Raw genomic sequence first — 11,648 nt, 5'->3', positions numbered from 1 at the left:
GCGGGGGGTTAGCATATGAGCGCCGCCTAGCTCGAAAGATAAATTTGTGACTGTCAACGAGGACTCGTTCACCAACTGGAAACACCGCGAGGAGATCGCGGAGTCGATGATCCCGATCATCGGCAAGCTGCACCGCGAGCGGGACGTCACGGTCCTGCTCCACAGCCGCTCCTTGGTGAACAAGTCAGTGGTCAGCATCCTGAAGACGCACCGGTTCGCCCGGCAGATCGCCGGTACGGAACTCTCGGTCACCGACACGCTGCCGTTCCTGCGGGCTCTCACCACGCTCGACCTCGGCCCCGCCCAGATCGACATCGGCATGCTCGCCGCGATGTACAAGACCGACGACCGCGGTCTCCCGGTGGAGAAGTTCACCGCCGAGGCCGTCGCCGGCGCCACGGGCGCCAACAAGATCGAGTGCCGTGAGCCGCGCGACGTCGTCCTCTACGGATTCGGCCGCATCGGCCGCCTCCTCGCCCGCCTCCTCATCGAGAAGTCCGGCTCCGGCAACGGCCTGCGGCTACGCGCCATCGTCGTCCGCAAGGGCGTTGGCCAGGACCTCGTCAAGCGCGCCTCGCTGCTGCGCCGTGACTCCATTCACGGCCAGTTCCACGGCACGATCACGGTCGACGAGGCGAACAGCACGATCGTCGCCAACGGCAACGAGATCAAGGTGATCTACTCCGACGACCCGACGTCGGTGGACTACCCGGCGTACGGCATCAAGGACGCCATCCTCATCGACAACACCGGCAAGTGGCGCGACCGCGAGGGCCTGTCCCAGCACCTCCAGCCCGGCATCGAGAAGGTCGTCCTGACCGCGCCGGGCAAGGGCGACGTCCCCAACGTCGTCCATGGCGTCAACCACGACATGATCAAGCCGGATGAGCAGATCCTGTCCTGTGCCTCCTGCACCACAAACGCGATCGTCCCGCCGCTGAAGGCGATGGCGGACGAGTACGGCGTCCTGCGCGGCCACGTCGAGACCGTCCACTCGTTCACCAACGACCAGAACCTGCTGGACAACTACCACAAGTCGGACCGCCGCGGCCGCTCGGCGCCGCTCAACATGGTCATCACCGAGACCGGCGCGGCCTCCGCCGTCGCCAAGGCGCTGCCCGACCTCAAGGCGACGATCACCGGCAGCTCCATCCGGGTCCCGGTGCCGGATGTCTCAATCGCGATCCTCAGCCTGCGGCTCGGCCGCGAGACCACCCGCGAGGAGGTCCTCGACCACCTCCGCGATGTGTCGCTGACCTCGCCGCTCAAGCGCCAGATCGACTTCACCAGCGCCCCGGACGCGGTCTCGAGCGACTTCATCGGCTCGCGCCACGCCTCGATCGTCGACGCCGGCGCCACCAAGGTCGACGGGGACAACGCGATCCTCTACCTCTGGTACGACAACGAGTTCGGCTACTCCTGCCAGGTCATCCGCGTCGTCCAGCATGTCTCCGGGGTGGAGTACCCGACCTACCCGGCCCCGCTGGTCTGAATCCCGGTGCACTGACCGATCCGGCGTCCCGGCAGGCGGGGCGCCGGAACCCCCCGCGCCGCTGCCGCGTTGGGTGTGACATGGGCGAACTGGTTCCTGGCGGAAACGCATTGATTCCGGACGGCGCGCTGTCGATCCGGGTGCCGGGCCCCTTCGACCTGTCCGTGCTGATCACCGGAGAGGACGGAAAGGTCGCAGGGGACGGCGACTTCGTCTTCTTCAACCAGCCCTCCGCCCCCGGCGCCCGGCTGCGGGGCGACACCGTCACCGTCTGGCCGGGGCGGCTGCGACCCGGCGCGAGCCGTGTCACGGTGGTGATCAGCCCCGCCGACCCCGGCACGCCGCTCGGCCGACTGCCCGCCCCCACCATGACGGTCACGGGGGAGAGCGGGGCGCCGGCCATCCGGTTCACCCCGCCGCGCCCGACACATGAGACGGTGCTGCTGCTCGCCGAGGTCTACCGGCGCGGCGACCGGTGGAAGGTGCGGGCCCTGGGGCAGGGGTACGCGGAGGGGCTGGCCGGGGTGGCAAGGGACTTCGGCGTCGACGTCGCGGACGACGGCGGGCAGCCGCCACCCCCTCTGCCACCTCCGCCGTCTCCGCGGCCCGCTCCGTCGCCCGCTGTGTCTCCCGCTGTGTCTGCGACGGGTGCCGCTCCTGACCCCGACGGCCTCCTCGGCCTGGTCAACGACGTACGGTCGCGGACCGGGGCCCCGGCCGTCACCCTCGACGCCCGGCTGAGCACGGCCGCCCGGACCCATGCCGACGCCATGGCCTCGCAGGGCCGCCTCGGCCTCGAAAGCCCCGACGGGACATCGGTCTTCCACCGGATCGCCGCCACCGGTTACGCCTGCCTGACCATCGCCGAGCACATCGTCTCCGGGCCCCGTACGGCGGCCGAGTTCGTGGACTACTGCCTTGGGGACGGTGAGCGCGGCGCGCCGTTCCGGGATGCCTCGATCGCGCACCTCGGGATGGGCCGGGCCGTCGGCGGCCGCTCGGGGGAGGTCTTCTGGACCGTGCTGTGGGCCCAGCCGTTCACGCCCGCGGGCCTCGCCCGTACGGCGGACGCCGTCCGCGCGCTCACCAACGCGGAGCGCGCCGCGGCCGGACTGCGGCCGCTCGCCCCGGACCCGAACCTGACCGCGGCCGCGCAGCGGCACAGCGAGGACATGGTCGCCCGCGACTTCTACTCCCACACCGCACCCGAGGGCAGCCAGCCGTGGGACCGGGCGACAGCCGCCGGATGCCGCCATCGCGGCATCGGCGAGAACATCGCGTGCGGTCAGCGGACTCCACCGGAGGTGGTCCGGGGCTGGATGAACAGCCCCGGACACCGCGCGAACATCCTGAAACCGGAGTTCAGCCACATCGGAATCGGCTACGCGACCGGGAGCCGGGCGGGCACGTACTGGACGCAGCTGTTCGGCAGTGCGTGACACCCCGCGGCGAGTGAGCAGTTGTGCGCGCGCCGGCGTACTGAAGGGCAGAGGAACCCACTCGCGAACCCCCTCGACGTCGGAGGTGCCCACCGTGGCCACCGTCAAAGCAGCCCCGCCCCGGGCCGACCACAGTGACGCGGACGATCGTCGGGGCGGGCGGTTGGATTCCTCGCTCGTCCTGACCATGCTGCTGGTCCTGCTGGTGGCGGCGCAGGGGCCGGTACGCCGGGCCTTGTCCGCCCCGGTGATGCAGAGCTGGATGACCGTGTTCGTCGCGGTGATCGTGCAGGCCCTGCCCTTCCTCGTCCTCGGTGTGCTGCTGTCGGCGCTCATCGCCGTGTTCGTCCCGCCGTCGTTCTTCGCCCGCGCGCTGCCGCGGCGGCCCGCCCTGGCGGTGCCGGTCGCCGGGGTGGCCGGGGCGGTCCTGCCCGGTTGCGAGTGCGCCTCCGTGCCGGTGGCCGGGGCACTGGTGCGCCGGGGCGTCACCCCCGCGGCGGCGTTGGCGTTTCTGCTGTCGGCCCCTGCGATCAACCCGATCGTGCTGACCGCCACCGCCGTCGCGTTCCCCGGCGAACCGCGTATGGTCCTCGCCCGGTTCGTGGCCAGTCTGCTCGTGGCCTGCGTCATGGGCTGGTTGTGGCAGCGGCTGGGCCGCGCCGACTGGCTGCGCCCACCCTCCCGTCCCGCGCTCGACGGCCACGGCAAGGGGGCGGCGTTCTGGGGGTCCGTACGGCACGATGTGATGCACGCCGGCGGCTTCCTCGTCGTCGGCGCGATGGCCGCGGCCACGCTCAAGGCCGTGGTGCCGGCGCGTTGGCTGCGCACCGCGGCCGATGACCCCTTGATGTCGATCCTCGCGCTCGCGATCCTCGCGGTGCTGTTGTCGATCTGCTCGGAGGCCGACGCGTTCGTGGCCGCGTCCCTGTCGCAGTTCTCGCTCACCGCCCGGTTGGCGTTCCTCGTCGTCGGGCCGATGATCGACCTGAAACTCTTCGCCATGCAGGCGGGCACGTTCGGCCGCGCCTTCGCGCTGCGGTTCGCCCCCGCCACCTTCGCCCTGGCGGTCCTGGTGTCGGCCCTGGTCGGGGCGGTCCTGCTGTGAACCGGAAGGCACAGGCGGTGGTGCTGTTCCTGGTCGGAGTGGCGATGCTGCGGGCCGGCTGCACCGATCTCTACCTCCGTTACGTCAAGGCCGGGTTGCGCCCGCTGCTGCTGGCCTCCGGGGGCGTCCTGATCGTCGCCGCCGTCGCCACCGTCTGGTACGAACTACGGCAGCCGAGCGCACCCCGGGACCCTGAGCCCGAGCGCGGGAGCGACGGCGGGGGCGACCACGGCGGGGGCGGCCACGTCCACCGCGAACCACGCGTGGCCTGGCTCCTCGTCCTGCCCCTCTTCGCTCTCATCCTGGTCGCCCCACCCGCCCTCGGCTCCTACAGCGCCATGCACACCGGCACGGCCCTGCAACGCCCCTGGGGCTTCCCCGACCTGCCGGCCAAGGACCCGCTCCGGCTGAGCGTGGCCGATTACGCCGGTCGCGCGGTCTACGACCACGGACACTCCCTCCGCCATCGGCGGATCAAAATCACCGGCTTCATCGCCTTCGACCCAGGCGGCGCACCCTATCTCGTCCGCATGGCCCTCAACTGCTGCGCCGCCGATGCCCAACCCGTCAAGATCGGGCTGACCGGACGGATCCCTCCCGTCGTGCAACCCGACACCTGGCTCGAGGTCACCGGCACCTACATCGGTAAACAGACCAAGGACCCCCTGGGCGGCGGCCCCATCCCGTTCTTCGACGTCAGCCGGGCCAGACCGGTCGCCACCCCGCGCGACCCGTACGACGAGAGCTGGAACGGCTGAACCGTTGTTCACCCCTTCCCCGCCTGGAGGCGTCATCGCTGCCGGCCGGCCGGGAGCTCGTTGAGATACCTCTCGACATCATCTGCGTGACACGAGCGGCACTCCCTTCCGTCGGTGGGGCCGCCGCGGTCCCCGTGCGGGATCCGCGGCGACCCCGGTGGTCGGTCAGCAGGAGGAGTTGGTCTGGGTGAGCAGGCCGAGCCGCCACGGCAGGGTGTTGTAGTCGCCGCCGGCGTTGGGGTTCATGCCTTGGTAGAGGTACTGCATCTTGCAGGGGTTGATGGTGAGGGTCTGGTCGTATCCGGCGCGGATCAGCTCGCCGTGGCTGACGTCCTTCGTCCAGGCTCCCGCGGGGAAGGTGGTGTTGCTGGCCCGGGCGAACGGGTTGCTCTCGGAGGCGGCCAGCGGTGTCCAGGAGCCGCCGATGCTGCCGGAGGTCCAGGAGCGGAAGTAGCGCCGTCCGTCCGAGCCGATGGCCTCGACGATCAGCAGGTACTGGTTGCTGCCCTGCACCTTGTACACGTTGCTCGCCTCGAAGAGGGCGTATTTGTTGGAGTCCTGGGCGGCGATGACGGTGTTGGTGAACCCGTTGGGGAACTGGGCGAGGGTGGTCTGTGAGCGGTACAGATGCCCGTTGTCGTCGGAGGAGAACAGATAGCAGTTGGCGCTGTCGCAGATCACCCACATGTCGACCCAGTAGCCGTTGCCGATGTTCTGCTTGATGATGTCCGGCATCGAGGAGTAGAAGTTGCGCGGGGCGCTCCACCCGTTCGGGTTGCTGATGTCGGTGTTGGTGGAGTACGAGGCGTTGCCGGTCTGGTACACGAGGTACCAGGTGCGCTGGGGCGCGAAGTAGAACACCTGGGGGGCGGCCCGGTATCCGGTGCCGATGCCGCTGCGGTCCAGGTAGTAGTGCGGGGCCGAGGCCGCCTGGGACCAGTCGGTGAAGTTCAGATACACCAGGCTGTATCCGGAGGAGCTGGCGATGCTGGCGAACACGTGGTACTTGCCGTTGTAGTAGACCACGGTGGGGTCCTTGAGCCCGGCGATATTGTGGGTGGAGTCCGACTTGGGGGACATCAGGACCCCGCTGGAGCTCCAGCTGAAGCTGCCGGGCAGGGCGGCCGCCGAACCGGGGGACGCCGCGCTCTTCGCCGGGTCCTTTGCCGCGGCCTTCGGCACGGTGTTCGCCGTGCCCTTCGCCGCGGGGGTGCCGCCCAGCGCGGTCAGCGCCGAGTTGTAGGCGGCCTTCTTGTTGCCGTTGCCGTCGAAGAGCAGCGGCTTCTCCCCGGCGCGCCAGGAGTCGGTGTCCCGGATGCCCCATGTAGTGAGGCCGTTGCACCGCGCCACGTTCATGCAGGCCTTGACGGTGTTCGCGTACGCGGTCGTCGGTGCCTGCGCGATGTCCAGCTCGGTGATCTGCACATCCACACCGAGGGCGGCGAAGTTCGACAGGGTGGTCTGGAAGCTGGCCGGCGGGCCGCCGGTGCCGAAGTGGGCCTGGAAGCCGACACAGTCGATGGGCACGCCACGCGACTTGAAGTCGCGCACCATGCGGTAGACGCCCTGGGTCTTGGCGTCGCTCCAGTTCTCGATGTTGTAGTCGTTGTAGCAGAGCTTGGCCGACGGGTCGGCCGCCCGCGCGGTACGGAAGGCCTCCTCGATGAAGCCGTCGCCCAGCAGGTTCTGGAACACCGAGGGGCGGTGCGCTCCGCTGCCGCCGTCGGCGAACGCCTCGTTCACCACGTCCCACGCGTAGACCTTGCCCTTGTAGTGGCCCATCACGCCGTTGATGTGGTTGTTCATCACGCTGCGCAGGGTGTTCGCGTCGCCGATGGAGCTGACCCAGCTGGGCAGCTGGGAGTGCCAGACCAGGGTGTGACCCCGTACGCGCTGGCCGTGCGAGGTGGCGCGGTTCACGATCTGGTCGGCGGGGCCGAAGTTGAACGAGCCGCGGGACCGCTCGGTGGTGTCCCACTTCATCTCGTTCTCGGGAGTGACCATGTTGAACTCGCGGTCCAGGATGGTCGAGTACGTACCGTCGCCGAGCTTGCCGGCGGCCACGGCGGCCCCGAAGTACCGCCCGGACTGGGCCGCCTGCGCACCCAAGGTGGAGGCCCGAATGGAGGCTGCGGCGGAGTCTGGGCCAGTGGCAGTGGCAGTGGCAGTGGCAGTGGCAGTGGCGGGTGCGGCGGTCGCGGTCCCGGCCACCGCCATGACGCCGGCGGCCAGGAGCCCTAACGCCGAGGCGCGGCGTCGGCCGGATCGGATCAGAAGGGTCATGTCTCTCCTCGAGCGGTCAGGGCGTGCTCAGTTCGAAGCGCGCGACTCTCACCGAGCCGCCGAGTGCCTGGGTGGCGTAGTTGAAGATGGCGTAGCGGTAGCCCATGAAGAACCGCCAGTCGTTGCCCATCGTGAAAGAGGGCCCGAGGCGGGTGAAGGTGGTGCCGTCGGTGCTGTAGGAGAAGGTGCCGGGGCGGGCGGCGCCGGGGCGGATGTCGGCGTTGGCCCGTAGCCATATGCGGCCGCCGGACACGTTGGCGCTCGCGGCCTCGGTGCCGGTGCCGGTGGTGTTCCAGTTGCCGTCCATGGTCAGGCCGTTCACCATCGCCACCCTGGTCGCGCCGCCGTCCCGGGTGACGCCGATCCATGCGGAGGAGTCACGCAGGAGGGCGAGCCCGGCTCGGTCGCCGTCGCGCATCGTGGAGTAGTCGAGCTGGATCGTGGCGGTGGAGGTGGGCCCCTGGATCCGGTGGGTGAGGGTGTTGCGCGCCCAGTACAGATCGCGGGTGACCGTCGCGGTGCGCAGGGTCAGGCCGTTGTTGACGGACCACTTGCTGTTGTCGGGGTTGTGGTTCCACTCCCACTTCGGTGTGAGGGTGGTGCCGTCGAAGGTGTCGACACCGGTGAGCGGCGTGACCTGGCGGGGCGGGGCCGGGACGGCCGGGCTGGGGTACGAGGCGCCCCAGGCGCCGTTGACGAGTTGGATGACGGGCCAGCCGTCCGAGGTCCAGGTGATCGGGGCAAGGACGGGGATCCGGCCGCCGGGGTAGGAGTCGACGAAGGCCAGGTAGTGCCAGGCGCCGTTCTGTGTCTGCACCAGTCCGCCCTGGTGCGGTACCCCGCCACCGGAGACCGGGCCGCGCAGGTCGAGGAGGACCTGGCGCAGCGTGTAGGGGCCGAAGGGGCCGCTGGTCGACTTCAGGATGTACTGGCCGTTGGCGGGGCGGGTGAGGAAGATGTAGTAGTTCCCGTTGATCTTGTAGAAGCGGGAGCCCTCCAGGGTGCCGATGCTCGATGGAGTGGAGAACACTTGCTGGGTGCGGACCTGAGTGCGTCCGTCGGCGGAGAGCTGGGCCACGCTGATGGTGGTGTTCCCGTACGCCACGTACAGGGTGTCGTCGCTGTCGACGAGCAGACCGGCGTCGTAGTACGCGTTGTCGATCGTCGTCAGCCTGCTCCAGGGCCCTTCGACGGCGGTGGCGGTGTAGATGTACGTCTTGGCGAAGTCGATCTGCCCCAGCCAGTAGAAGGTCCTGTTGCTCGGCCGGTAGCCGAGCGACGAGGCCCAGATGCCCCGGACATAGCCGCGCGCCCCGTTCAGGTCGTACTTGGAGCCGAAGTCCAGGACCGGTACCGAGTGTCCGGCGAACTCCCAGTTGACCAGGTCGTACGAGCGGAGGATGGGCGCCCCCGGCGAGTAGTGCATCGTGGAGGCCGAGTAGTAGTACGTGTCACCGACGCGGATGATGTCGATGTCGGCGAAGTCCTGCCAGATCACCGGGTTGGTGTACGACGCGGCAGCGGCGGACGGGCCCTGCGCCTTTGCCGTGCGGGCCGACGCCGTGGCGCGCGGGGCGGTGGTCATGGGGACGGCGGTCGCGGCGATCAGGCCGGTGGCTGTCGTCAGTGCTCTCCGGCGGCTGTGAGGGTGATGGGTCCATGACATGTGACGCACTCCCTTGCGCTGTGGGACCGCTCCCACGGGCGGGTGCGGGACGGCGGGAAGGCCTTGCCGGTATGGGGGTGTGGGTGGTGCCGTGCTCGGTCCGCGCTGTGTGCCCCGGTCTGATGGCGCGACGTTCGGCATGCCGAATAGCGGCCGGTTGTCCGGACGTTGAGGATGATAGGTGACTCGCCGGAAGCGTCAATACCTCTCGCACCATCTGGCACTGCGGCATCATGCCGCGCCGACGGAACCAGCGGTGCTCCGAGGAGCACCGCTGGAGAAGGAGAGTCGACTACGCGGACACGGCTACACGTTGACGCCGTAGTCCTTGGCGATCCCGGCGAGGCCCGTCGCACAGCCCTGGCCGATGGCGCGGAACTTCCACTCGGCCTCGCGCCGGTAGAGCCGGCCGAACACCATCGCGGTCTGGTCGTATGCGTCCTCGGTCAGCTCGTAGCGACACATCTCCACGCCCGTCGCCTGGTGAACCACGCGAATGTACGCGTCGCGGATCCGGCCGAAGGTGATGGCCGCCCCGCCCTCGTTGTGGACCGACGTCACGAACACCACGGACTCGGTGTGTGGCGGAAGCAGGTTGAAGTCCACGGCGATCTGCTCGTCGTCACCCTCGCCTTCGCCGGTCTTGTTGTCGCCGGTGTGGCGGACCGAACCCTCCGGCGTCGTCCGGTTGTTGAAGAAGACGAAGTGCTGGTCCGACAGAACCCGTCCATCGCCGCCCAGTACGAGGGCGCTCGCATCCAGGTCCACGTCACCGGGGCCGGTGTTCACCTTCCAGCCCAGACCGATGACCACGCTGGCGAGGCCGGGCTCGGTGCGGGTGAGGGAGTAGTTGCTGCCCTTGGACAGGCTCACGGCCATGAAGTGTTCCCCTTTGTATGTGCGGTGTTCCATGGAGCGGACGGGCATGCCGATGGCGCCGGGAATCGCCGCGGGTGGCCCGTTCGCAGACCATAATCTACAGCTATGTAGAAGCAGATGATGGGGTTTCGCCGACGAGTCACCTGTACTCATGTGGTCGACCTGCGGGTATGAAGACTCAGGACGGCACCCGCCATCAGCAGGAGCGCCCCCGCGCCCTGCACCCGGCCGAACGACTCGCCCATGAAGAGCGTGGCGCACACGGTGTTGACGACCGGGACCAGGAACATCATGAGAGACGCCGATGCGGGCCCCACAGCCGCGATTCCCCGGTAATACAACAGGTTGGCGACAGCGGCGGCGCACACGGCGAGGTACGCGGCGTTCAGCCACACCCCGGTCGGCAACTCGCCCCAGCGCACCTTCGGCAGGTCGGGCGCGGCGATCACCGCCAGGAGGACGGCGCCCGCACACGTGGCGTATGTCGTGGCCCGCAGCGGCTCGATACCGGCCAGCACCCGCGGCCCGGCCAGGGTGTACGCGGCCCAGCACACCGCGCTGAGGAGGAACAGCGCGTCCCCCGCGAGCCGTGTCGAGTCACCGCCCCCGGACGAGGTGCCGCCCGCCCCCAGGAAGAAGACCACGGCCCCGGCCAGTCCCGTGCCGAGCCCGGCGATACGCCCCGCCGAGGCCCGCTCACGCCGTACCACCAGGAGAAAGGCACTGGTGAGCACCGGGCTCATGACCGGAATGAGAATGCCGGCGTCCAAGGAGGGCGCCAGCGAAAGCCCCCAGAAGAAGAGGGCGTTGTACGCGAACACGCCCAGCACCCCCGCCAGCGCCGCGCGCCACCCATGGCGCGCCGCCACCTCCGTCCGCCGTCGGCCCCCGGACACCCGTACGGCCAGCAGCAGCGCGAGCGCCGCACCACCGAAACGCATCAGTGCGGCAACGGTGTGCGGAACGTGGTCCACCACCGACTTGGAGCTGGAGAAGGCACTTCCCCACAACACCATGGTGACCGACAGGAGCGCATAGGGACCGCTCAAGCCCTGCTTCGATGCCATGCCACCACACTGGCGACCCGCCCCGCGCCCGTCTTGAACGTCCGTGCGCACACCAGCTACAGCACAATGAGGCCATGGGAACGGAACGGAGCTGGGTGCGGTACTGGCGGGACGGCTCGCATCCGCTGGAGGCGATGCGCGCCCACTTCTTCGACCATGTGTACGCGCCGCACAGCCACGACACGTACTCCTTCGGCATCACCGACGTCGGCGCCCAGCGATTCCACTGCCGCGGCGAGGCCCACACGAGCGGCGCCGGGATGGTGATGGCCTTCAACCCGGACGATGTGCACGACGGCCGGGCCGCCGCGGAACTGGGCTACCAGTACCGCATCGTGCACATCGGCCCCGCGCTGGTGCGCGACGTCCTCACCGACGCGGCCGGCGGGGGCGCCGCGGCCATGCCCCTGTTCGGACAGCCCGTCCTCAACGACCTCGCGCTGACCGGGGCTCTCGCCCGCCTCTACGCCGTGCTCAGCGGACCCGCGGACCCCGGCGTACGGGACGAATGCCTGACCGCGGCCGTGCTCGCGATGGCCCGCCGCGGCGCCACCCGCGCCCCCCGCCTCCGCACGGAATCGGCGAGCGCCCAGCGTCAGATCGCCCGCCGGGCCCTCGCCCTCCTCCGTGAGTCCTGTCTCGAACCGACCCCGGCACCCCTGCCCGCCGACGCCCTGGCCGAGACGATCGGCTGTAGCCGCTACACCCTCTACCGCGCCTTCCGCGCCGAATACGGCCTGGCCCCCAGCGCCTACCAGCGCCAGCTCCGCCTTCGCCGCGCCCGTGAGCTGATGACCACCGGGATCAGCCCGGCGGCCGCGGCAGCGGCCACCGGCTTCGCCGACCAGGCCCACTTCACCCGCTGGTTCCACCGCACCTATGGCCTGACTCCGGGCACCTTTCGCCGAGCGCTGGGTGTCGGGTAGCTCGGGGGTGGCACCTTCGGACCGGAGGCGAGC

Annotated in this window: 9 protein-coding genes; 5 read left to right on the top strand and 4 right to left on the bottom strand. The window is 69.7% G+C overall.

Annotation, left to right across the window (positions count from 1 at the left end; translation table 11 throughout):
• Positions 1–46: 46 nt before the first annotated feature.
• The 4 genes from ACWY4P_RS07330 (at position 47) to ACWY4P_RS07315 (ending at position 4,794) form a co-directional block, all read left to right on the top strand.
• Positions 47–1,492, top strand: coding sequence for a glyceraldehyde-3-phosphate dehydrogenase (locus tag ACWY4P_RS07330; protein ID WP_456209321.1), 1,446 nt, complete (start codon positions 47–49; stop codon positions 1,490–1,492).
• Positions 1,493–1,572: 80 nt separating this feature from the next.
• Positions 1,573–2,931, top strand: a complete 1,359-nt coding sequence (locus tag ACWY4P_RS07325) for a CAP domain-containing protein (protein WP_456209320.1) — start codon at positions 1,573–1,575, stop codon at positions 2,929–2,931.
• A 94-nt stretch (positions 2,932–3,025) separates the two neighbouring features.
• A complete protein-coding gene (locus ACWY4P_RS07320; RefSeq protein ID WP_456209319.1) occupies positions 3,026–4,036 on the top strand; it encodes a permease in 1,011 nt (336 codons plus the stop codon).
• On the top strand, positions 4,033–4,794 hold the full coding sequence (locus tag ACWY4P_RS07315; RefSeq protein WP_456209318.1) for a TIGR03943 family putative permease subunit: 762 nt from the start codon (positions 4,033–4,035) through the stop codon (positions 4,792–4,794). The genes ACWY4P_RS07320 and ACWY4P_RS07315 overlap by 4 nt, the downstream gene beginning before the upstream one ends.
• Positions 4,795–4,959: 165 nt before the next feature.
• Here ACWY4P_RS07315 and ACWY4P_RS07310 read toward each other — a convergent pair whose 3' ends face one another.
• From ACWY4P_RS07310 to ACWY4P_RS07295, 4 genes are all read right to left on the bottom strand, one after another.
• Entirely contained in the window at positions 4,960–7,077 is a 2,118-nt protein-coding gene (locus ACWY4P_RS07310; RefSeq protein WP_456209317.1) for a non-reducing end alpha-L-arabinofuranosidase family hydrolase, read from the bottom strand.
• Between the two features lie 16 nt (positions 7,078–7,093).
• The gene (locus ACWY4P_RS07305) at positions 7,094–8,743 is read right to left on the bottom strand and encodes a glycoside hydrolase family 43 protein (protein WP_456209316.1); all 1,650 of its coding nucleotides are present in this window, start codon (positions 8,741–8,743) and stop codon (positions 7,094–7,096) included.
• 306 nt (positions 8,744–9,049) lie between these two features.
• Positions 9,050–9,622, bottom strand: coding sequence for a TerD family protein (locus ACWY4P_RS07300; protein WP_456209315.1), 573 nt, complete (start codon positions 9,620–9,622; stop codon positions 9,050–9,052).
• A 149-nt stretch (positions 9,623–9,771) separates the two neighbouring features.
• The gene (locus ACWY4P_RS07295) at positions 9,772–10,689 is read right to left on the bottom strand and encodes a DMT family transporter (RefSeq protein ID WP_456209314.1); all 918 of its coding nucleotides are present in this window, start codon (positions 10,687–10,689) and stop codon (positions 9,772–9,774) included.
• Positions 10,690–10,763: 74 nt separating this feature from the next.
• Between ACWY4P_RS07295 and ACWY4P_RS07290 the strand changes: the two genes are divergently transcribed.
• Positions 10,764–11,615, top strand: a complete 852-nt coding sequence (locus ACWY4P_RS07290; protein ID WP_456209313.1) for an AraC family ligand binding domain-containing protein — start codon at positions 10,764–10,766, stop codon at positions 11,613–11,615.
• Positions 11,616–11,648 lie beyond the last annotated feature (33 nt).

The organism is Streptomyces sp. LZ34 (genome assembly GCF_053890475.1).
The sequence above is the reverse complement of the archived record's forward strand: the minus strand, read 5'-3'. Positions and strand labels throughout refer to the sequence as shown.

What these genes read in the sequence shown, in the direction of transcription:
- ACWY4P_RS07325 (WP_456209320.1), top strand. Translation starts at nt 1,573, where the DNA reads ATGGGCGAACTGGTTCCTGGCGGAAACGCATTGATTCCGGACGGCGCG.
- ACWY4P_RS07310 (WP_456209317.1), bottom strand. Translation starts at nt 7,077, where the DNA reads ATGACCCTTCTGATCCGATCCGGCCGACGCCGCGCCTCGGCGTTAGGG.
- ACWY4P_RS07305 (WP_456209316.1), bottom strand. Translation starts at nt 8,743, where the DNA reads ATGTCATGGACCCATCACCCTCACAGCCGCCGGAGAGCACTGACGACA.
- ACWY4P_RS07300 (WP_456209315.1), bottom strand. Translation starts at nt 9,622, where the DNA reads ATGGCCGTGAGCCTGTCCAAGGGCAGCAACTACTCCCTCACCCGCACC.
- ACWY4P_RS07295 (WP_456209314.1), bottom strand. Translation starts at nt 10,689, where the DNA reads ATGGCATCGAAGCAGGGCTTGAGCGGTCCCTATGCGCTCCTGTCGGTC.
- ACWY4P_RS07290 (WP_456209313.1), top strand. Translation starts at nt 10,764, where the DNA reads ATGGGAACGGAACGGAGCTGGGTGCGGTACTGGCGGGACGGCTCGCAT.